Here is a 21403-nt window from a genome sequence, read left to right as displayed (position 1 = left end):
CATGGCTACTCGTCAGCCAGATTTAGTATTGATCAGTTGGAGCAGAAATCCTTTGGTTGCTGGATCAGCACGTAGGATTATTGCCGCCCGTGTTATTGGAAATGCCGTGCCATGCAGACCTAGCTTGAGACCCAACGGATTGCTTAACACCGCTTTGGCTTGCTTATTAGACAACGATGTTGGTTTTAAAGTGGTCTTTCGTAAAAAAACTTCAAGCATTAGTGGATATATTTTGTTACAACGTAACTAATAGATTTAGGGGGCAGTGAAAATTGCTGCTCTCTTTTTCCTGTGTATCTCATTGCACTTAAAGTCCAATCAATCCCAGAAAATGGTGTATATAATTTATTAGAAACTGAATCTGATTGAAAATGGGTGAGTCCATGAAATTACAAGCTGTGAAAAAAAGCTATGATTTAATAGTAAGCTTAGGGATGTCTTGTGCTCCTGCTATAAATCTGCAAAGAAATAGCTTGAGGAAATTCTCCATGCCGCTCGACTGGATGGTTTCTTATTCATTGGCTGATGTAAATAGACTTTATAAGAATAGATTTCAAAATTTCATGGAATTAATAAATCTGCAAACTCTTGATGAAACACATTTTTTTCTGGAGGATGGATTACCAGTCTATCCTAATGGGAATAAAAATGCACTAGTGAAATCCTATTTTATTCAGGATACTTTATATAACATTATCTCAGTTCATGATTTTCCAATCCACCAAGGTAAACACTGGTCTATAACCTATCCTTCGTATAAAGCGAAGCTGGAATTACGAATTAATAGATTTTGGGACAAGTTAATCCACAGTAAAAAAACTTTATTCATTAGATGGTCCGCCTCATATGAACAGGCTGTAGAGCTACAGTCAATTTTGTCTGATTTATTAAAACCGAACGAATTTATTATTCTTATTCTTATTCCCGTTCGTGAATCAACCTCGGTACATGAATTAAATTGGAACATAAATAATATTTGTGTGTTAGAAGTTCCTGAGGATATGAACGATTATGATAGCTGGGATTATATTTTGAAAGACATACACGTAACTAATAACTAATTTCGCTTTGATCGATCATATGATTAATTATTTCCTCTGCTGCAAAAACATATGGATACAAATACAGCCTACTGATGCTGACCAATAAAGCAATAGGGTTACTAATTCCAAAATCGTATTGACTCCCATGCGCTGCTGGATTTGCGGGTTCAGGCTCTACAAGATCATACTTCTCCATCAGCCTTTCCTTGGTTCCACTATCTACTACTGTTCCGTTTCCTTTATCCGCAAGGACAGATCCCGATTGAAAACACGCCATGAATAAGACACAGCAAATGGTGAGGAATGCTAGTTTCTTTTTTCGCATCATACATCTCCTAATTCTTTCTGTGGTCTCCCCTAAAACTCAGAGCCGTTCAAATTATTTCTTGGGTAATCGCAGGAAAACTATGTATTCGACAATCTTGATCAGTAATAGATCATATTCCATGAAAATAATGGGAGAAAAAGTCTCGAATTCTATAATACTCCTTTCTATATATAAAAACAAAAGCACCCAAAGCTAAAATTAGCAGGGTACTTTTGGATACTTCGCCGTATTTACAATACCAACATTCCGCTGAGCGGTTTATGGAGTTGGAGTTCCGCCGTTCGCATTCAGTGTTTCGCCACTGATATAGCTAGATTCCTGGCTAGCCAGGAATACATATGCCGGAGCCATCTCCGCAGGCTGTCCCGGACGACCTAGTGGTGTGCTCGACCCGAACTCCTTCAGCACTTCCTCCGGTTGCCCACCCACAACTTGAAGAGGTGTCCATACGGGACCAGGTGCTACTACATTGACGCGAATCCCCTTATCAGCTACTTGCTGAGCGAGAGACTTACTGAATGTATTAATAGCAGCCTTGGTGGTCGCGTAGTCCAAAAGGATCGGTGAGGGATTATAAGCTTGAATAGAAGAAGTGTTAATAATGGTGCTGCCCGGTTGCATATGCTTCACCGCAGCTTTGCACAGCCAGAACATAGCATACACGTTCGTCTTAAATGTGTCGTCAAAATGCTTCGTAGTGAGATCAGCGATGTCTGGAACGAATTGCTGTTTGCCCGCGATATTGGCTAAAATATCAATTCCACCTAGCTCTTTAACCGCAGTATCGACGAGTTGTTCGCAGTATGCCTCATCCTTCAGATCGCCTGGAATGGCGATTGCAGTACGACCCGCTTCCTGCACTAGCTTGACCACCTGCTTTGCATCTTCCTCTTCCTCGGGCATATAAGATAGAACAATATCTGCCCCCTCACGAGCAAAAGCAATAGCAACAGCACGGCCTATACCGCTGTCGGCTCCCGTAACTAACGCTTTACGTCCGGTCAGACGCCCAGTTCCTTTATAGGTATCTTCTCCTGTATCAGGTACTGGATTCATTTTCTTCTGCAGACCCGGCTCCTCTTGTTGCTGCTGAAATTCCGGTCCAGCCTTAGTGTACTGAGTGGTAGGATCTTGCATCGTATATTGGTTAGACATCGATCAATTCCTCCTTTATTTTTAGAAATACATTTTTATATTTTCCGAACTCTTTGTTATGTAAACACAACAAGCACGCCTCTAAACATTCACCTTCAATAACACAGCCTTGAATAGTGCCGCAAAAATACCCCAACCACCTGTCAAGGTGGCTAGGGTATCCCCCGCCTAAAAATAAATATATGGAAGCTCACTTATTAGTTAGGGAACGCTCCGTATAGTCTGGCGTATACATTAGATAAAGGAGTGATAAATCATGGGCTTTTTTATATTCCTCTTTGTACTGTTAGCATTGCTTAATATCTTCTTTCCTCATTTGGGATGGTACATGCGCTATGGCTGGATGATGAAAGGTGATGTAGAACCCAGTGATGCCTATTTATTAATGACTCGCATCAGCAGTATAGTGGCACTTATTATCCTCTTTTTTATCTGGACTAGTTTCTGACTTACCCTAACGCTCTTAACACATCTTCAATCTTGCGCTGATGTGACAATACCCCATAATTCATCCAGGCCATAAAATCCACCTCATATACACAGCGATTACGAACAGCGGGCAGATTGCGCCAAAGCGGTGTATCCAACAGCTCCCGTCCTTCTCCTTCCTGTCGATCAAAGGTAATGAACAAATGATCTGCAGTGAGGCTCGCAAGCTCTTCTCTTGTTAGGCTCACCCGCTTCTGTCCACGGGTCAACTTCGGAACCAATTCATGGGGCTGCAAACCTAAATCCTCATGGAGTACGCTACCTGTATACCCCAATTGCCCGCATCCATAGAGATTGATTCCGTAGGAAGATATTCTTAGGCATGCTACAGTCTGCCCTTGGACAGAACGGTTTAGCACTCGTCTAGCTTGCTGCGCCCGATGCTCATAATTGCCGATCACTTCCTGGACACGATCCGTTCTGCCAAAGACGGCTGCTGCGGAAAATAACGTGGCCCGCCAATCCTCTTGATGAAAAGGCAGCTTGAACAACGGAGCAATTTGGCTGCACTCATCCAGGTGCCAACGCTGAAAGCCATCATCCAGCAGGATCAGTTCGGGCATGTACTGGGAGAGCTCCTGCCAATCGCCAGTCGAAATATCAACCGCAGGCACATCGAGGAGGGACAGGTACTCTTGCTTCCCCCACTGAGCGTGAGAATATTGCGCCACCGGTGTAATATCCAGAGCCAGCAGATAGTCTTCCAGAAAAGGAGCGAACACCCGCAGCCCTTCCTGATGGAAGCTTCTGTATTGGCCGGGCGTAACGCCCACCGATCTTTTGAAACGCCGGTTAAAATAATACTCATTGCTATACCCTACGGATAACGCGATATCATGCATACGGTCATTCGTAAGCAGCAACTGCTGCTGCGCCCTTTCAATACGAAGTCCGTTCAAATGCTCTAAGGGAATCCGCCCTGTCACTTCTTTAAAAATCTGTGTGTAGCGTGCACGTGTAATGCCTGCCACTTCAGCTAATTGATCGACGGTTATGGCGTGATTATAGTGTTCCTGCATATAGCGGATGGAACGCTGTACCGCCTCATGGGCTCCTTTCATCTGGATGACAGAGGAATTTGCCCGCATGATCAGCAGCAGTAACTCTTGAAAGCGGGTATGGCCTGCGAACCATTCAATCTCTTCCGTACTTCTGCGACTATGATAGATAGCCTCCAGCAGTAATGCACATTGCGAAAATGGTCTGCAGCTTAGCGGACCGGACCGGAGAATTCCTTCTTTAGTCCCCTTTTCCATTCCACTCTGCCTGCTTCCCCCCGTTTCGATGACTTCAAAAGTAAGCCTATAAAAGCTAAGTCCTCGCTCCTCGGCATTGATTTTGCTTATTAACCCCGGTTCGAACAAGAACCCGACACCTTTTTCCAGTGGAAAACGCTTCTCCTCGGCTTCTAACCATCCCTGTCCTTCCGATACAATGATCAGGGTATGATTTTGAAACACTAAGGTCTGTCCGTTCACCGATAAGGATTGGGCTTCTATGTTAATCAAGCTATAGAATAGCCTCTTTTTATTGCTGTCTTGTAAATCTTCTGCCATTCTAGCGCCCTCCAATTGAGAACCATTTTCATTCACTTTACTATAGTTTAGAATAAAAAAGAAGGTCTATCAACTATGCTGATAGACCTTCTTTATGCTATTCCTTACGACGGCTGCCGTTTTATTTCACCATAGCTTTCAGCAAGTCATCAAGCTTCATCGAATTGGCTGTGATGGCACCAGTCTGCCAGTGGGAACGTTCCATTCTATAAACATTCCCGTTCTTCACCGCCGGCAGGCTCTTCCACAACGGGCCATCAAGGATTTGAGTCGCTTCCTGATTCCCTTCAGTATCCCAGCCCCCGTTGTCAGGGAACACAATGATATGATCCGCTTCGAGCTGAGGGATAAGCTCTTCGGAGATAATAGATTGATATTCGGTCATTTCTGCCGCCATAGGCACAGGTGTCAGGCCAAATTGAGAATAAATCACACCGGTGAAACGGTTTTTAACACCGAATAGAGCAAAGGTTTTATCCGCTACGTTAAGCCGGATCACTGCTACTTTTTCCTGACCCAGAGCCTGTTGCAGCTTAGCTTTCCCCTCTGCCACTTTCTGATCATACTCTGCAAGGACAGATTCCGCCTTCTCCGGAATACCGAGTGCATCAGCAATAGCCGTAAGCACTTGTCTTGAGTCTTGCAACACCGCCTCAGGTAAACGATAGGTTGGTGCTATCTTGGAATATTGTTCATATTTTGCCGCATCCGCACCTCCATCTACAATAATCAAGTCAGGGTCTTTTTCCAGCAACACTTCCATACTACCGGTAATATCAAATTCTGGTACATCAAGATTTAAATAATCCTGTTTACCCCAGCTTGGATGATACCACTGCACCACCGGGGTAATGCCCAATGCCTTCAAATAATCTTCAACATAGATTCCGGCTACCCGTTGCGGTTTAACTGGAATTTCAACATCCCCGAATTCCCCGGCAATCGTCCGAGTTTCACCCTCTTCTGCCGCATTTCCATTTCCTTCAGTTGGTGTGCTAGTGCTCGCTGAGGTAGATTCCTCTGCATTCTCTGTCTTAGCAACGTTTTCTTTCGCAGTATTGTTATTCGTTCCGCATGCTGCCAGCGCAGTTATTGCCATTATAAGTACCGCTGCCCATAAAAACTTCTGACCCCATCTTGCCATTGATCCCTTCACTCCTATGCTTTATTGTCATTGATTATCATTCTCAATAACCTTTATCACAATAGTAGCATGACTTTCATAGCTTTCAATGCACTTTCTCCGCAAAAAACTTATACAAACTATTTCTAGTTGTTCTGCTCTATCATTATTCGGTAGGATTCTTCTTCTATTAAAAATATGTCAGCCTTTATTAATTTGATCGCAAAATTTCTTTTTTTACGATTGATTTATACGATGCTTTCGCTTACAATAAACTCATAAACGCGCGTTTATGAAAAGAGGGGAAACATGCGCAGCGAAGATATTGCTAAGTTGGCCGGGGTTTCCCGAAGTACGGTATCCCGCGTGATCAACAACTATTCCAATGTTCCTGAAGAAACCCGGGCCAAAGTGCTGCGGGTGATTGAGCAACATCAGTACGAACCGAACAGCTTTGCACGGGCTCTGGCCGGTAAGAAAACCGATACCATCGGATTGTTCGCCATCAGTATGAACGAGAAAGAGAACACTACCCGAATTTATCAGAACAATTACTTTGCACCATTCGTCGATGCCGTAGTCGACACGTCGAATGCCCGCGGATGTTACGTTCTGATTCATACGGTATACTCTCCAGACGATTTTCTGAAGGTAAAACAAGCTTTTCTGCAAAAACGGATTGACGGTGGTATAATTGTCGGCACTCAGAAGGATATTAATATCGTCCGCGAAATGGTGGGACTCGATTCTCCGCTAGTACTGATTGATTATGATATCTCAGAGATTATGTCGGAGCATCTTGACCGCAATCATTTGGCCATTGTGAATTCCAAAGATTACGAGGGCACCACAGAAGTGATTGAACATTTAATCTCCTTAGGCCATCAAGAGATCGGCATTATCTGTGGGCAAATGAATACGTACTCTGGTCGAGAACGTTACACGGCCTATGAGGACACGCTGAAAAAACATGGTCTGCCTATGAATGAGAAGTTTATCCTAAAGGGTGATTTTCTGAAAGAGACGGCTTATGAAGAGGTCAAGAAGCTGCTTGCTTCTGGTGTACCTTTGCCGACTGCCTTTTTCTCTTCCAACGATGACATGGCTATTTCAGCGATGGAAGCGTTCTCCGAACATGGAATCATTATCCCTGAGGATATCTCCATTGCGGGTTTCGATGACATTCAGCTGGCATCCCGTATTCAGCCTAAGCTGACCTCTGTACGCTTGCCGATTTATGAAATGTCCAAGGCTGCAGTGGAAAAAGTAATGGAGCTGTGTGATTCGCAGCAGCCGACTTTCAGCACGATCAGCTTTCCAGCTCGTTTAGTGGAGAGAGATTCCTGTCAACCGCCGAAGAAGTAGCACAGATTCATCCTTCACTGAAGAATACATATTTTCTGTGAAGCTGCTATCATCGGTTCTCGAAATCACTGCCTAATACTATCTTTTAGAAACAACGGAAAGAATCCCTTCCCTCGAGGGAATTTTTCCTGAAACTTATAAACGCGCGTTCACAATCGAAAGGAGACTTTCTCACATGAAATTCGGTACCTTTGACGACACTCGTAAAGAGTATGTAATTAACACACCAAAAACACCTTACCCTTGGATTAACTACCTTGGTAATGAACAATTTTTCGGACTTATTTCTAATACTGCTGGTGGCTATACCTTCTATAGAGACGCTCGTCTCAGAAGATTGACCCGTTACCGTTACAACAATATCCCAATGGATGCTGGCGGCCGTTACTACTATCTTTATGATGATGGTGATTTCTGGACTCCAGGCTGGATGCCAGTAAAACGTGATCTGGACTTCTACGAATGCCGTCACGGTCTTGGCTACACCTCCATTACTGGTGAACGCAACGGTATCTCTGTAAACCAGCTTGCTTTTGTACCTATGGGTCATAACGCTGAAGTACATCGTCTTGTAGTGAAAAACACGGGTTCCGCGAAGAAATCCGTTAAGCTGTTCTCTTTTGCAGAGTTCTGTCTTTGGAATGCACAAGATGATATGACTAACTTCCAACGTAATCTCAGCACTGGTGAGGTTGAAGTGAAGGGTTCCGTTATCTATCACAAAACAGAATACCGTGAGCGCAGAAACCACTACGCTTTCTACTCTGTTAACAAAGAAATCGCCGGTTTCGATACTGACCGCGAAGCTTTCGTAGGGATGTACAATGGTCTGGAAAGCCCGCAAGCTGTTGCTGCAGGTGAACCAACTAACTCCGTTGCCAGCGGCTGGTCCCCTATCGGATCGCACGCCCTGAACATTACTCTGGAGCCGGGCGAAGAGCAAAGCTTCATCTTTGTCCTTGGTTACATTGAAAACCCAGAAGAAGACAAATGGGAATCTCTGAACGTTATCAACAAAAAACCAGCAGAGGCTATGATCGAGCAATTTGCTACAGACGCTCAAGTGGACGCCGCTTTGGCTGCACTGGCTGCACACTGGGATAACCTGTTGTCCAAATATCAAATCCAAAGTGGCGACGACAAGTTGAACCGTATGGTTAACATCTGGAATCCATATCAATGTATGGTTACCTTCAACATGTCCCGTTCCGCTTCTTACTTTGAATCCGGTATTGGCCGTGGTATGGGCTTCCGCGATTCAAACCAAGACTTGCTCGGATTTGTACACCAAATTCCTGAACGTGCTAAAGAACGTATTCTCGATATCGCCGCTACACAATTTGAAGACGGCAGTGCCTATCACCAATACCAGCCGCTCACCAAAAAAGGTAACAATGAAGTCGGTACCGGCTTTAATGATGACCCGCTTTGGTTGATCCTTGGCACAGCTGCTTACATCAAAGAAACAGGCGACACATCGATTCTTGATGAGCAGGTTCCTTTTGACAGCAATCCGGATAACACAGCTACTCTGTTTGAGCACTTGAAACGCTCCTTCGAGCATGTAACTAACAATCTCGGACCTCACGGCTTGCCGTTGATCGGCCGTGCAGACTGGAATGACTGCTTGAACCTGAACTGCTTCTCTACAGAGCCGGGCGAATCTTTCCAGACTACTGCCAACATCGAAGGCCGCGTAGCGGAATCCGTATTTATCGCGGGTCTGTTCGTCTTCGTTGGACCGGACTATGCAGAAATCTGCCGGATGCGCGGACTTAATGATGTAGCTACGGATGCAGAAGCTAAGATTGACAATATGCGTGAAATCACACTGACTCACGGTTTCGATGGTGACTGGTTCCTGCGCGCTTATGACCACTATGGCGACAAGATCGGTTCCAAAGAAAACGAAGAAGGTAAAATCTTCATCGAACCACAAGGTATCTGTGTTATGGCCGGTATCGGTGTGGAAGATGGTCAAGCTGAAAAAGCTCTGACTTCCGTGCAAGAGCATTTGGATACTAAATACGGTATCGTATTGCAACAGCCACCATATTCCAAGTACTATCTGAACCTGGGTGAAATTTCTACGTACCCTCCGGGCTACAAAGAAAATGCTGGTATTTTCTGCCACAATAACCCTTGGATCATGATCGCTGAAACTGTACTTGGACATGGTGACAGAGCGTTTGAAATTTACGCTAAAATTGCTCCTGCCTACTTGGAGGACATCAGCGAAATTCACCGTACTGAACCTTATGTATACTCGCAAATGATCGCAGGTAAAGATGCCGTTCGCCACGGGGAAGCTAAAAACTCCTGGTTAACTGGTACTGCGGCTTGGAACTATGTAGCGATTACACAATCTATCCTTGGTATTCAAGCGGACTTCAATGGTCTGAAGATCGATCCTTGTATTCCTACAGAGTGGGACAGCTTTGAAATCACCCGTGTCTTCCGTGGAGATACTTATGTGATTCAAATCAAGAACCCGAACCATGTATCCAAAGGTGTAGCTAGTCTTACCTTGGATGGCGCAGCTGTAGAAGGTAACATCATCACTCCTGTTGGAGACGGCGCTGTACACCAAGTAGTTGTAGAACTGGGTTAATACAAAAAAAATCCGCTCAATCGTTCAAACGAACGGTTGAGCGGATCTAAAATTAACAGTAGATGCCCCCTGAAGGATTCAGGGGGCATCTTTTTTTTACCCTTCCACAATATCTGCTCTTAAATCACTCGCAACCTCAAGCATTCTAGGAATCACGGCTTCATTGGCGCCAGAAACATAAATATCGCCCTGATAATGTCTAAATGGGATTGTTGTATCACCATAGCTCCACATAAAGAAATCTCCCTCAATGGACATGGTAGTGGCACCTGTTACTGTAAAAACTGATGTATAGGTGAAATCAGGTTTGGATGCGAAATATTGCTTACACTCTTCTAAAGATAGGGTTGTTGCTGAATCTCCAGCATTCTGCATTGCTCTTGTCATCCGATAACGTTTACTCATTGTGATGCCTCCATTATTATCTGTAAAATGATCAGTTGCCTTATCCAGATCAAATATAGCATACAATGAAGGGCAAATCCCATTCCATTTCTAAGTCGAAAATGTTAATATAGCCGTTTTTCATAGCTTTCTTTTAGTGATTTTGAGATATCCTCTGGAGTAACTCCAAGTTTACGGGCATGCTGCGCCAGTATTTTTGATGGATTAGGCAAGATTTCTTTCGCAAGCCAATGTTCGTCATCCCACAAATGTGACCGCTTAAAGGCTTTTGCACAATGCATATAACATTCTTCTACTTCCACGCCAATTCCAATGATCGGGACTTTACCATGCGCTTCCATAGGTTTCAATATATCTTCATCCTTAACTATACTCGCGTGCCCATTTATTCTTAATGTTTCTTCAAGTCCGGGGATGATGAATATCAAACCGACTTTTGGGTTCTCAAGTATATTCCGCAAAGAATCAAACCGTCTATTCCCAGGGCGTTCAGGGATCACTAAATGTTTATCATCCAACACGTGAACAAAACCTTCTGAGTCCCCGCGCGGAGAGACATCGCAAGCACCGGACGAACCGCTTGTAGCCATAAAAAGCATTGGGGATTTTGAGATATAATCACGGCAATGATGATCTATAACAGTTATGGTTTTGTTGTTAACCAATTCGCTTGGGTACCCAAATAAAGACCTTAGCTCTTCTTCTGACTCTATAACTTTTTCGAAAAAGTTTGACTTCATACTTCTCCCTCTCTCAACTTAATAAGCCCCAATGTTCTTATTTTTGCTCAAATATCCGCTTAATAATTGGGCGAAATTTTTTCTTGTTGATTCATCCGATAACTTCCCAAAAGTACCATACAGATTATCCCCATGATATCTTGGAAACACATGTAAATGATAATGCCATACATCTTGGCTGCCATCCGGCTCATTATGTTGTCTAGAAGAAACGCCATCACATTTATAAACTTCTTTAAGACCTTTAGCAATTTCAATTTCCAGCTCATGTATCCGGTTTGAGATTTCAACCTTCAATGTGTAAATATTCTCGATATGCTGATTAGGGATGATTAGAACATGCCCTTCATTATTCGGATACCAATGAGAAGCAATAAAAGCCGTTATGTAATGATCTTGATAAATAATATCCGCTTGCTTAGAACGCACATCTTCATTTTCAATGCCCGAAACCAACAAACAAAAGGGACAAGTATAACCCTCTGGAGCATGATTATAAATATAGCCCGCCTCCATTGTTATAGGATTTAAGAATATTTCTATGTTTCTTCTAATTTCGCCATTTCGCGTGTGTTCTCCTTTTTGCAAAAAGAAAAGGACAGACTGTAAATTACAGCTGTCCTCATCGGTAAATGTTGATAAACTACAGCCATTCCCGAGCTCTATGTCTACCTATAACTTAAACGCTGGCTTCCGGAATCCATACCTTCATTTCACCACTGCCACGATTTCCCCATAAGTAATACGGAACCGCCTTAACCTTTACGGTTTGAACTGGTGCTTTGACTCTGCTGTAAAGCTCACCACTCCAGCCCTCTTTATCTACACGTAGCCCCTCTGCCTCGACAACAACAGCGCCGCCGAGCAATGTCTCATCAAAAGCCGCAGTAAGTTCACTGCCTTCTTTTAAGGAAATCGAGCTTAACGGCTCACCATTATCGATACTTTCAAGACAATACACAAGAGGTCCACGCTGAATCGTTACTTTTTGAGCATCAGCACGCAAACTTGGATGTGCGTAGATACGATGTGCCTCCATAGGGTCATGCACTTCGATTACATCTCCTGCTCTCCACAGTCTCCGGATAACGAGGTATCCCTGCTCGATGTTCTCAGCAGTATTCATTGCTTCACCGTTGACTCTGATCTCCATTCCTTGGCTCCAAGATGGAATCCGTAAGGCAATCCCAAACTCTGCTTCCGCTGCGGGATTAATCTTCAACGAGACTTTACCTTCCCATGGATAGTTACTCTCTTGCTGAATCGCAATATCTGTTCCACCCAGCTTTGTTGTCAGCTCACTGCCAATATACAAATTCGTATAGAGCGTATCACCATGGATCGTATAGATATATTGATTAAGCGAAGTCAGCAGACGCGCCACATTCGGAGGACAGCAAGCGCAGCCAAACCAGCCTTGACGCTCGGACTTCACATGATGTTTATCTGGATTGCAACTGCATGCCTTAGGCCATACTTCTAGTGGATTCACATAAAAATAGTGCTTACCATCCTGTGCCATTGAACCCAACACATTGTTATAAAGCGCCCGCTCCATCACGTCGGCATAACGTGCATCCGGCGATATTCTCAGCATTCGCTGTGCAAAAAAGATCAACCCAATAGATGCACAAGTCTCTGCGTACACCGAATCGTTAGGCAGATCATAATCGAAGGTGAAAGCCTCACCCCGATGCGTAGATCCGATCCCGCCAGTAATGTACATTTGCTTAGTAGTGATGTTATTCCACAGTCTCTCGCATGCTTCGCGAAGGGTATCATCTCCCGTAAGTGCGGCTAGATCAGCCATGGCAGTATACATATAAACCGCACGTACAGCGTGTCCTACAGCCACTTCCTGTTCTCTTACCGGAAGATGACTTTGGTAATATTTTAAATCTAAATTCTCCTTCTGACCTGTAAAAAAATTGATACTACCCAGATTATCCCATTGTTGCTTTAGGAAATTCGGCTGTTGACCTCGCTCATTAATAAAAAAGCTGCTGAGCTTCAAATACCGCTCCTCACCTGTGAGCCGATACAGCTTCACGAGCGCAAGCTCAATCTCCTGATGGCCATCATATCCCCGCATTTTGCCTTCTTCCGGACCAAACACAGAATCGATATGATCAACCATTCGGCACATGATGTCGAGCAGTTTTCTTTTGCCTGTAGCTTCGTAGTAAGAAACGGCGGCTTCAATGAAATGCCCAGCACAGTACAGCTCGTGGCAATCGTTCAGATTAGTCCAGCGTTTGCCGGGTTCTTTTATCGTAAAATAAGTATTTAAGTACCCGTCTTCCTGCTGCGCTTCTCCAACGAGGTCAATCACTTCATCCGCTTGACGCTCCAGCTCAGGGTCACGTTTGATGCTTAAGGAATAACCTACGGCCTCCAGCCACTTGGCTACATCACTGTCTTGAAATACCCAGCCGTAAAATTCACCGGTCTTCCGGCCCGCAGCAATCTCAAAGTTAGCAATGGCATGACTGGGCTCAGCTCCCGCTGCTTTGTCGTGCAATGCCTCATATTGATACGGGATTACAACATCCTGAACCAGCTTTATATAACTTCCCCAGAAATCATCTTTAATGCTAACGGATTGATCTTTTACAACTTGCTGATCCTGGATCGTTTTATTCATCATCATCTTCCCCTTAGCCTTATTTTATACTCGCTAATTACAATTATAGAGCGTACAATAGATAAAAAATATAATCAGAAGCAACCCCTTTTTTGTACTATTTCACACTCCTATTTCCAAGGACAATTTGAGCTCGGACTACGATAAAAAGAGAGGTAGAACACAGTGAGTCCTTCCTATGTACATTTCGCAGCGCCGCCTTTTCCATATTTTCTGGAATGCAATCACACTGTATATCAACCCGGAGAGCAGCATCCAAATAGAAGCCATATCGGCTTATTTGATCTGATTATTGTAGAGCAAGGTTGCCTATTTATTGGTGAAGAGCATAATCAATGGGAGGTTGCGGCTGGGCATACGCTGCTTCTGATGCCTGACCGCTATCATTATTCCGTTAAGACTTGCGAGGAGCTGACTTCGTTTATATGGATTCATTTTCATACCCTCGCAGATTGGTCAAGCTCTGATGGCGAGCCCGTGTATATCAACCGAGAGACACATTTCCGGCAGTTTCTTACTCATCCATATACCATTCGCATCCCGCAGTTTGGTCCCCTTCCTGATCCCTTTAAACGGAGTGGACAAGCGGAGAAGCTTTTACAGCTGTCCACTGGAAGACGTTCCAGTGCAGTTTGGGAGCAGCAAAGGATTTTTGAAGAAATGCTGCGGATGATGGATCTGGCGCAGCATGATACTTCAGAAAGTCATGCGGTAGAGATCGCCGAGAAGACAGAGACTTATATCCGCAATCATTATGCGGAGCCTCTCTCCAATGCCTCTCTGGCGGATGCGCTGCATTTTCATTATAACTACCTCGCCCGCTGCATGAAACGCGTATATGGACTGACCCCGATGGAGTATTTAACGGATTACCGTTTGGAACAAGCCAAGCTGCTGCTGCTTAAGACAGAGATGCCTATTGCTGCGATCGCAGAACGTATCGGCTTCGAAAGCACCGCCTACTTCTCGCGTCGCTTTACTCAGCAGATCGGAATCTCTCCGCTTCGCTTCCGCAAGCGGTATTCCCGATAACGGCAAAAACAGCATGTCTCATAATTGGAGGCGTGCTGTTTTCGTTGTTAAGCGATGCGCTGCTGTAGCTTTCTTGTGTGCTGCTGCCTTTCTTGCTGCTGGCTTACGTGATCAGCTTTGGATTAATGGGACGCGAGATGCGAGATGCTCCTCTAGATCGGAGAAACTTAGGTAACTATTATGATGGAGCAGTACTCCGCTTGGCACATTTCTTGTGTACCCGTGATCCGTCCTAAATCCTTCTGCTGCTTCTTGCTCCTTGCTTCTTGCTTCTTGCTTCTTGCTTCTTGCTTCTTGCTTCTTGCTTCTTGCTTCTTGCTTCTTGCAATAATTTTACCAGTTTACCTTCCTAGGCGTGGCGCACTCATACTTATCATAGATCAACGCTGATTATGCGGCTCGACCCTCTAAAGCTTATCAACAAGTAACTCTCTGTATAGCCATCACACTACTCTCTGTATCCCCCGGAGATGCGTCTGCTTAATCATCCATTCATAGCATTCCCCGTTGCGGACCGGATTGCAGCTATTTGTGATTTTCGATCCATTTTGCAGCAGTTTCGGACTGCATAGTTCTTATTACTCATAATTTGCTCGGAATCGGACTACATTTGTGGGAATAGCTGCAACTGAGTCCGAACAGTTGCTAAAAAGAACACCGCCTGCCGAATTTGATCCTAATCGTGCTGCCCATTGTTTAAACTAGCTGTCTGGGGCTCAACCTAGCTACACTGTGCGGAATAGCTACCTATGGCTTAACCTAGCTACTCCTTGTGCGTAATTAGCTACCTATGCCTTAACCTAGCTACTCCGTGCGGAATTATTTACCTATGGCTCAACCTAGCTACTCCGTGCGAGAAATTAGTTACCTGTTGCTCAAACTAGCCGCCTACGTCTCGATACCTGCTACCTTTTGCTAGAACTTGATCGTATCGGACCGTATTGCAGCTATTTCAGCATATGGGTTCATTTTGCGAAGGTTTCGGACTGCATAGCTCTTATTGCTCATAATTTGCTCGGAATCGGACTACATTTGTGGGAATAGCTGCAACTGAGTCGATAGTGTGATAAAACGAGCGAAATCATGGAAATAAGAGCAACTGAGTCCGAACAGTTGCTGAAAAGAACGCCGCCGCCTGCCAAATTTGCTCCTAAACGTGCTAGCCATTGTTTAAACTAGCTGTCTGGGACTCAACCTAGCTACTCTGCGAAAAATTAGTTACCTGTTGTTCAAACTAGCCGCCTACGTCTCGAAATCTGCTACCTTTTGCTAGAACTTGATCGTATCGTATCGGACCGTATTGCAGCTATTTCAGCATATGGGTTCATTTTGCGAAGGTTTCGGACTGTATAGCTCTTATTACCCTTGATTTGCACAGAAAAGGAGCACATTTGAGCGAATAGCTGCAACTGAGTCCGATAATGTGACAAAACGAGCGGAATCATGGAAATAAGAGTAACTGAGTCCGAACAGTTGCTGAAAAGAACGCCGCCTGCCAAATTTGCTCCTAAACGTGCTAGCCATTGTTTAAACTAGCTGTCTGGGGCTCAACCTAGCTACACTGTGCGGAATTAGCTACCTATAGCTCAACCTATCTACTCCGTGCGAAATTAGTTACCTGTTACTCAACCTATCTACACCGTGCGGAATTAGTTACCTATGGATTAACCTAGCTACTCCGTGCGCAGAATTTGTTACCTGTTGCATAACCTAGCTGTCTACGTCTCGAAATCAGCTACCTTTTGCTCGATCTTGATCCTATCGGACCCTATTGCACCTATTTGTGATTTTGGGCCCATTTTGCGGCAGTTTCGGACTGTATAGCTCTTATTGCTCATAATTTGCTCGCAATCGGACCACATTTGTGGGAATAGCTGCAACTGGGTCTGTTAGCTCGAAAAAATACTTTGTATCTGCCTAATAGGGGCTCCTGGGTCCGCATGGAGGCTGGGCGGTGAGTTACTCTAATGTCTGTTGAGCTAACGGACCGCACTGCACCTATTTGTGGGTGGGATCTCGCATAATGTATTGGTGAGAGTAACTTAACGTCTGTTGAGCGCAACGAACCGGATTGCACCTGTTTGGGGGCGGGATCTCGCTTGTGATTTATGGGTAGGAGTTACTCAAATCTATTGAACGTTGCGGACCCTATTGCACCTATTTGCGATTTTCGGTCCATTTTTCGGAAATTTCGGACTGCATAGCTCTTATTGCCCATAATTTGCTCGCGATTGGACCACATTTGTGGGAATAGCTGCAATTGGGTCCGTTAGCTCGATAAAATGCCCTGAATCTACCTAATAGCGGCTCCTGGGTCCGCATGATTAGGCCCGAAATCAGTTTTTTTGCTTCAATGCAATTTTTTGGAAGTGACAAGCATATTTATAAGACATGCCTTTAATGTGGAGATGTTAAATATGCAGTCATTATTGAGATACGCGATCATCCTGATCGGAAGCTTGCTCATTGCAGCAGCAACTAATTTTTTTCTAGTCCCATATAAAATCCTAGATGGGGGAATAATAGGAATAGCCCTCATCATCAATTATTTATCCGATGCCAAAATCGGTATAGCTGTCCTTCTCTGCAGCTTCCCGATTTTCCTGTTAGCCTGGCTGAAGGAACGTGATATCTTTTTCAATAGTGTATTAGGTTTATTGACCTCATCGTTTCTGATTGAGCTTCTCGGTCCCTTGCAGTACCACTTTCTGTATTATTTTGAGTTCGGCTCCATTTCCAGCGCCATTATTGGCGGTTTTTTAATGGGAACGGGTCTTGGGCTTATGCTGCGGTTCAAAGCCAGTACAGGCGGAACGGATCTGCTTGCTCAATATATCAAAAGGTATCTCCCGCTTAACCTTGGACTCATCATTTTTTTGACAGATTTTATAATTATCGGCGCGGGGGGACTCCTGATTTCCAAAGAAACCTTCTTCCACTCCATCCTCACGATTATCGCCGGGGGTGTGGCCACAGGTCTCTGCACCTTGGAGACTGAAGAAAAATGGAAAAAAATATGAATATACACGATCATATGTTCGTATTATAATAATAAGAAAATCATCTACCGTATCTCTACCTCACCTGGAGAGTGTGAATCTATGAATAAAGAGCGTGTTATTTTGTTATCCGATTGTCAGAGCTTTTACGCCTCCGTGGAGAAGGCCTCTAATCCGCAATACAGCAACAAACCGCTTATTGTCGCCGGAGATCCGGCTAGACGAAGCGGGATTGTGCTTGCCGCTTGTCCGTTAGCCAAATCTTTTGGCATTACTACCGCCGAGACCTTGAAGGAAGCACTCGCGAAGTGCCCCGAAGTAATCGTCGTCAGACCACATATGCAGCAATATATCGATGTTTCCTCCCAAATCACGGACATTCTACGCAAATTCAGTGACCTCGTAGAACCTTATTCCATCGATGAGCAGTTTATTGATATCACCGGCAGCCTCAGCTTATTCGGAAGCCCAAGACAGATCGCTACGACCATTCAGGACTTAATCCGCAGAAATACAGGTGTGCGCGCACGTATCGGTATAGGTTATTCCAAGGTTACCGCCAAAATGGCTTGCGACCTGTGGGCCAAGAAGAACCCGGAGGGTCTATTTACCCTCACTCAGGAAGAGCTTCCAGATGTACTTTGGCCGCTGCCCATTAGTGAGTTGTTTATGGTAGGCCGCCGCATGTCCGCGCACTTCCAAAGCATGGGTCTCACAACGATTGGCCATTTGGCACAGATGCCGCTAAGCGAGCTGAAATGGCGCATGCGGGAGAAATTCCATAAAAAATGCGATATCGATGCCGAGCTATATTGGCGAATTGCCAATGGCATCGACGATAGCCCTGTAAGTCCCGCTACCTATGAAGTTGCACCCAAGAGCGTCGGGCACCAAATGACACTGCCACGGGATTACTATACACTGCAAGAGATCAAGACCATCATTTTGGAGCTCTCAGAGCTAGTGTGCAGGCGCAGCCGCAAACTGAAGGTGCATGGTGCAGTCGTGTCTGTTGGCTGCCAAGGCGCCAGCTTTGATGACCCCAGCGGCTTCTCCAGACAGACTACGATGAGCGATCCTACGAATGCGACCCAGCTGGTATACGAGGCCGCCCTCGCTCTTTTCAAACAGCATTGGGAAGGTCAGCCTGTGCGCCGAATTCATCTAAGCCTGTCCAATCTGTCTGACGAAAGCCAATATCAGCTAACCTTATTTGAGTCGCGCCCCCGCTACCGTGAGCTCGAACGGGCCACTGATGCGCTGAAGAATAAATACGGGGAATCGATCATTGGACGCGCTGCATCGTTCACAGATGCCGGACAACTTAAGGACAGATCCGGAAAGATTGGCGGGCACTATAAATAAACAGTGCATCTTTATACATTTTATTTCTGAAACTATATTAAAATATATCCCATATCGTTTATAATGCTATATTGAGGTTGTTATTTTCACACAATGAAGCGACAATCATAAGTATATACACATAGATATGTAACATTCCAGGGGAGGACCGGAGAAGTTGGAAAGCACGAGCAACACTAACACTACCTATTATGAAATCGTTGATCTCTGTCTTCTTGCTGGCAAGATCATGCTGCAAAACGGTGCAGAAACCTACAGAGTAGAAGATACCATGACACGTATGGCTGCTTCTCTCGGTTTTCCAGGGGCACATAGTTATGTGACGCCAACCGTTATTATGTTCACCACCAATAGAACGGAGCCCGTTAAGTTATATCGGATCGCCGAACGGACAACAGATCTGCAGAAAGTCTCAGAGGTTAATGATATCTCGCGGCGTCTGAACGAGCGTCAGATTACAGCCGAGGAAGCTCGGACACGATTAGGAGAGGTCGATGATGCCGCACATGCATATCCGGTATGGCTGCAAATCATAGCAGCGGCACTTACCGGCGCTTGCTTCACCGTTATGTTTAAGGGCAGCTTGTGGGATGCTCTCCCCGCATTGCCGATTTCCGGGTTAGGTTTTGCTGCGGTTATCTACCTGCATCGTCTTGTGCAGACTAGATTTTTTGCAGAGTTCTCTGCTTCCTTCCTGATCGGACTTCTGGCCTTCTATTCTGTAAAGCTGGGCATAGGTCAAGAAATGGACAAAATCATCATCGGCTCCGTGATGCCTCTAGTACCCGGTCTACTCATTACTAATGCCGTTCGTGATCTGATGGCTGGTCATCTGGTCTCAGGCATATCCAAAGGAGCAGATGCCTTTCTAACTGCTTTTGCGATCGGTACAGGCATTGGGCTTGTACTATCACTATTTTAATTTTCCATGTGAAAGAGGTTAGCCCTTCATGATTTTGCAACTTATAACCAGTTTTATCGCCGCGGCAACCTTCTGTATTTTATTTAATGCGCCTAAGCGCGCTCTACTGCAGTGTGGTTTTGCTGGAATGGTAGGCTGGATGGTGTATGTGATCCTTGATGTAGAGTGTGGGCCTGTTGTTGCTACGTTTGCGGCTACTGTAGTGGTGGGCATCGTCAGCCAGCTGTTTGCCCGATCCTTCAAAATGCCGGTTATTATTTTTAGTGTAGGCGGTATTATCCCACTTGTTCCGGGTGGTCTTGCTTACGATGCTATGCGTAGATTTGTAGAAGAAAACTATAATCTGGCTGTAGAAATCGCTGTTCGGGCATTAATGCTCTCTGGCGCAATTGCGGCTGGACTGGTGCTGAGTGAAGTTATCGGACAAATGTTCCGCCGTCGTGCAAGCAAAGCATAACCTTCTTACAACGTCATCTCATAGATTCAAAAAAAAGAAATCGTCTCTTGGTATAATGAGGATCATCCGTCCCTCTTCCAAGAAGCGATTTCTTTGTTTACTATCCTATCTACACAAGTACTGCTACAGGTTCAACCTCCGAATAAATACTATTGATCCGGTTATTTTTAATCCAAGAAAGTCCCACGGTACCTTCACCCGCATGAACAGCCACGGCAGGAATGTAAGTCATAATCTCCGTACGTAAATCAGGCGCCATCTCTTTGATGTCTTCTTCTAGCTTCAGCGCCATTTCTAAATTATTGGAATGCATGATGCACACATCGCTAACAAGTCCAGCATCCTGTTTAAAGATATCTAACAGCGCCTGCTTCGTCTTCTTCATCGTGCGGATTTTTTCCACAACAATGACCTTGCCCTCGTCAAAACGCAGCAGCAAATTTATCCGTAGTAATTGACTAAGAATTACCTGTGTACCAGAAACACGCCCACTACGGTGAAGCTGGGACAAGCTTGCAGGAATTAAGTAGAAGGACATATTTTGAATGATATTCTCTATCTTTTCTTTAATCTCTAGGCCAGTAAAGCCCATCTTGTGCCAATGAATACCTCGCGTAATCATTTCCCGAATCGGATAAGCGCCAACCTTGGAATCAATTCCAATAACATTAGCTTCCGCTATTTCAGCACCTTGCATGGAAGCATTGTATGTTCCGCTAAGCCCTGTCGAAAGATGCACCGCGATAATCTCATCATATTCTTCCTTCAACCGTTCGTATAACTCGATAAACTCACCGATTGGCGGCTGTGAGCTGCCTACTTGATCATGCTGACGCATTTTCTCATAGAACTCATCGATCGTAATATCTATATTTTCTTTATAACACTCGTTGTTAATAATCAGACGTAAAGGAACAATATACACATGGTTGTTCTTGGCGAATTCAGGATCGATTGTACATGTACTGTCGGTTACCCAGGCAATTGATTTCATGGTCACTTGTCACTTCTCTCTTTCATGAAAGGAATAGTAGAATGTTTGAAGAGACAAGGGCCACTAAACCTTCTCGGCCAATGAATCACTCTCTCATCCTGTACAATCAACTTACGAATAGACCAGCGGTTTAGGAAGTCCTCGTGCGTATTCGTAAATTATACAAGATAACGAG

19 protein-coding genes are annotated in these 21403 nt (G+C 44.7%); 10 read left to right on the top strand and 9 right to left on the bottom strand.

The window, feature by feature from the left end:
* The first annotated feature begins 1 nt into the window (after window position 1).
* Both MHI51_RS12210 and MHI51_RS12205 read left to right on the top strand, forming a co-directional pair.
* Window positions 2–250, top strand: coding sequence for a hypothetical protein (locus MHI51_RS12210; RefSeq protein ID WP_076136059.1), 249 nt, complete (start codon window positions 2–4; stop codon window positions 248–250).
* A gap of 133 nt (window positions 251–383) precedes the next feature.
* Window positions 384–1061, top strand: a complete 678-nt coding sequence (locus tag MHI51_RS12205; RefSeq protein WP_405173905.1) for a DUF1796 family putative cysteine peptidase — start codon at window positions 384–386, stop codon at window positions 1059–1061.
* Here MHI51_RS12205 and MHI51_RS12200 read toward each other — a convergent pair.
* Window positions 1051–1368 (bottom strand): hypothetical protein, encoded by a 318-nt coding sequence (locus MHI51_RS12200; RefSeq protein WP_405173904.1) that lies wholly within the window; start codon window positions 1366–1368, stop codon window positions 1051–1053. The two genes, MHI51_RS12205 and MHI51_RS12200, sit on opposite strands and share 11 nt — an antisense overlap.
* A 261-nt stretch (window positions 1369–1629) precedes the next feature.
* Window positions 1630–2526, bottom strand: a complete 897-nt coding sequence (locus MHI51_RS12195; RefSeq protein ID WP_076277985.1) for an SDR family oxidoreductase — start codon at window positions 2524–2526, stop codon at window positions 1630–1632.
* 256 nt (window positions 2527–2782) lie between these two features.
* Between MHI51_RS12195 and MHI51_RS12190 the strand changes: the two genes are divergently transcribed.
* Complete coding sequence (locus MHI51_RS12190) at window positions 2783–2974, top strand: DUF6199 family natural product biosynthesis protein (RefSeq protein ID WP_076130567.1); 192 nt, start codon at window positions 2783–2785, stop codon at window positions 2972–2974.
* A gap of 1 nt (window position 2975) precedes the next feature.
* Here the strand turns inward: MHI51_RS12190 and MHI51_RS12185 are convergent, their stop codons facing one another.
* Both MHI51_RS12185 and MHI51_RS12180 read right to left on the bottom strand, forming a co-directional pair.
* The gene (locus MHI51_RS12185) at window positions 2976–4571 is read right to left on the bottom strand and encodes a helix-turn-helix domain-containing protein (RefSeq protein WP_076277986.1); all 1596 of its coding nucleotides are present in this window, start codon (window positions 4569–4571) and stop codon (window positions 2976–2978) included.
* A gap of 121 nt (window positions 4572–4692) precedes the next feature.
* The gene (locus MHI51_RS12180) at window positions 4693–5715 is read right to left on the bottom strand and encodes an ABC transporter substrate-binding protein (RefSeq protein ID WP_076277987.1); all 1023 of its coding nucleotides are present in this window, start codon (window positions 5713–5715) and stop codon (window positions 4693–4695) included.
* A 288-nt stretch (window positions 5716–6003) separates the two neighbouring features.
* On the opposite strand from MHI51_RS12180, the gene MHI51_RS12175 reads away from it, so the two are divergent.
* Both MHI51_RS12175 and MHI51_RS12170 read left to right on the top strand, forming a co-directional pair.
* Window positions 6004–7059 (top strand): LacI family DNA-binding transcriptional regulator, encoded by a 1056-nt coding sequence (locus MHI51_RS12175; protein ID WP_405173903.1) that lies wholly within the window; start codon window positions 6004–6006, stop codon window positions 7057–7059.
* Window positions 7060–7234: 175 nt separating this feature from the next.
* Window positions 7235–9670 (top strand): GH36-type glycosyl hydrolase domain-containing protein, encoded by a 2436-nt coding sequence (locus MHI51_RS12170; protein WP_036685988.1) that lies wholly within the window; start codon window positions 7235–7237, stop codon window positions 9668–9670.
* Between the two features lie 96 nt (window positions 9671–9766).
* On the opposite strand, the gene MHI51_RS12165 is transcribed toward MHI51_RS12170, so the two are convergent.
* From MHI51_RS12165 to MHI51_RS12150, 4 genes are all read right to left on the bottom strand, one after another.
* A complete protein-coding gene (locus tag MHI51_RS12165) occupies window positions 9767–10075 on the bottom strand; it encodes a hypothetical protein (RefSeq protein WP_076130570.1) in 309 nt (102 codons plus the stop codon).
* 104 nt (window positions 10076–10179) lie between these two features.
* A complete protein-coding gene (locus tag MHI51_RS12160; protein WP_342410705.1) occupies window positions 10180–10815 on the bottom strand; it encodes a pyridoxamine 5'-phosphate oxidase family protein in 636 nt (211 codons plus the stop codon).
* 18 nt (window positions 10816–10833) lie between these two features.
* Window positions 10834–11403, bottom strand: coding sequence for an HIT family protein (locus tag MHI51_RS12155; protein WP_342410704.1), 570 nt, complete (start codon window positions 11401–11403; stop codon window positions 10834–10836).
* A 91-nt stretch (window positions 11404–11494) separates the two neighbouring features.
* Window positions 11495–13462 (bottom strand): glycoside hydrolase family 127 protein, encoded by a 1968-nt coding sequence (locus tag MHI51_RS12150; RefSeq protein WP_405174057.1) that lies wholly within the window; start codon window positions 13460–13462, stop codon window positions 11495–11497.
* 162 nt (window positions 13463–13624) lie between these two features.
* Between MHI51_RS12150 and MHI51_RS12145 the strand changes: the two genes are divergently transcribed.
* The 5 genes from MHI51_RS12145 to MHI51_RS12125 all read left to right on the top strand — a co-directional run bounded on the left by MHI51_RS12145 (window position 13625) and on the right by MHI51_RS12125 (window position 20234).
* Window positions 13625–14491 carry a helix-turn-helix transcriptional regulator gene (locus tag MHI51_RS12145; RefSeq protein WP_405173902.1) on the top strand — a complete coding sequence of 289 codons (867 nt, stop codon included), beginning with the start codon at window positions 13625–13627 and terminating at the stop codon, window positions 14489–14491.
* A 2417-nt stretch (window positions 14492–16908) separates the two neighbouring features.
* On the top strand, window positions 16909–17511 hold the full coding sequence (locus tag MHI51_RS12140; protein ID WP_038570150.1) for a YitT family protein: 603 nt from the start codon (window positions 16909–16911) through the stop codon (window positions 17509–17511).
* Window positions 17512–17592: 81 nt separating this feature from the next.
* Entirely contained in the window at window positions 17593–18855 is a 1263-nt protein-coding gene (locus MHI51_RS12135; protein ID WP_076189810.1) for a DNA polymerase IV, read from the top strand.
* Between the two features lie 157 nt (window positions 18856–19012).
* Window positions 19013–19777 (top strand): threonine/serine exporter family protein, encoded by a 765-nt coding sequence (locus tag MHI51_RS12130; protein WP_076129956.1) that lies wholly within the window; start codon window positions 19013–19015, stop codon window positions 19775–19777.
* 28 nt (window positions 19778–19805) lie between these two features.
* Complete coding sequence (locus MHI51_RS12125) at window positions 19806–20234, top strand: threonine/serine exporter family protein (RefSeq protein ID WP_036685970.1); 429 nt, start codon at window positions 19806–19808, stop codon at window positions 20232–20234.
* Window positions 20235–20343: 109 nt separating this feature from the next.
* On the opposite strand, the gene MHI51_RS12120 is transcribed toward MHI51_RS12125, so the two are convergent.
* Window positions 20344–21228: a DegV family protein gene (locus MHI51_RS12120; protein ID WP_076129966.1), complete on the bottom strand. Its 885-nt coding sequence runs from the start codon at window positions 21226–21228 to the stop codon at window positions 20344–20346.
* Window positions 21229–21403 lie beyond the last annotated feature (175 nt).

Source organism: Paenibacillus sp. FSL H8-0260, from assembly GCF_045040625.1.
Taxonomy (GTDB): Bacteria; Bacillota; Bacilli; order Paenibacillales; family Paenibacillaceae; genus Paenibacillus_AQ; species Paenibacillus_AQ odorifer.
Note: the sequence above shows the minus strand (reverse complement) of the source record. Positions and strands in the feature narration are given on the sequence as shown.

What these genes read in the sequence shown, in the direction of transcription:
- MHI51_RS12210 (WP_076136059.1), top strand. Translation starts at nt 2, where the DNA reads ATGGCTACTCGTCAGCCAGATTTAGTATTGATCAGTTGGAGCAGAAAT.
- MHI51_RS12205 (WP_405173905.1), top strand. Translation starts at nt 384, where the DNA reads ATGAAATTACAAGCTGTGAAAAAAAGCTATGATTTAATAGTAAGCTTA.
- MHI51_RS12200 (WP_405173904.1), bottom strand. Translation starts at nt 1,368, where the DNA reads ATGCGAAAAAAGAAACTAGCATTCCTCACCATTTGCTGTGTCTTATTC.
- MHI51_RS12195 (WP_076277985.1), bottom strand. Translation starts at nt 2,526, where the DNA reads ATGTCTAACCAATATACGATGCAAGATCCTACCACTCAGTACACTAAG.
- MHI51_RS12190 (WP_076130567.1), top strand. Translation starts at nt 2,783, where the DNA reads ATGGGCTTTTTTATATTCCTCTTTGTACTGTTAGCATTGCTTAATATC.
- MHI51_RS12185 (WP_076277986.1), bottom strand. Translation starts at nt 4,571, where the DNA reads ATGGCAGAAGATTTACAAGACAGCAATAAAAAGAGGCTATTCTATAGC.
- MHI51_RS12180 (WP_076277987.1), bottom strand. Translation starts at nt 5,715, where the DNA reads ATGGCAAGATGGGGTCAGAAGTTTTTATGGGCAGCGGTACTTATAATG.
- MHI51_RS12175 (WP_405173903.1), top strand. Translation starts at nt 6,004, where the DNA reads ATGCGCAGCGAAGATATTGCTAAGTTGGCCGGGGTTTCCCGAAGTACG.
- MHI51_RS12170 (WP_036685988.1), top strand. Translation starts at nt 7,235, where the DNA reads ATGAAATTCGGTACCTTTGACGACACTCGTAAAGAGTATGTAATTAAC.
- MHI51_RS12165 (WP_076130570.1), bottom strand. Translation starts at nt 10,075, where the DNA reads ATGAGTAAACGTTATCGGATGACAAGAGCAATGCAGAATGCTGGAGAT.
- MHI51_RS12160 (WP_342410705.1), bottom strand. Translation starts at nt 10,815, where the DNA reads ATGAAGTCAAACTTTTTCGAAAAAGTTATAGAGTCAGAAGAAGAGCTA.
- MHI51_RS12150 (WP_405174057.1), bottom strand. Translation starts at nt 13,462, where the DNA reads ATGATGAATAAAACGATCCAGGATCAGCAAGTTGTAAAAGATCAATCC.
- MHI51_RS12140 (WP_038570150.1), top strand. Translation starts at nt 16,909, where the DNA reads ATGCAGTCATTATTGAGATACGCGATCATCCTGATCGGAAGCTTGCTC.
- MHI51_RS12135 (WP_076189810.1), top strand. Translation starts at nt 17,593, where the DNA reads ATGAATAAAGAGCGTGTTATTTTGTTATCCGATTGTCAGAGCTTTTAC.
- MHI51_RS12125 (WP_036685970.1), top strand. Translation starts at nt 19,806, where the DNA reads ATGATTTTGCAACTTATAACCAGTTTTATCGCCGCGGCAACCTTCTGT.
- MHI51_RS12120 (WP_076129966.1), bottom strand. Translation starts at nt 21,228, where the DNA reads ATGAAATCAATTGCCTGGGTAACCGACAGTACATGTACAATCGATCCT.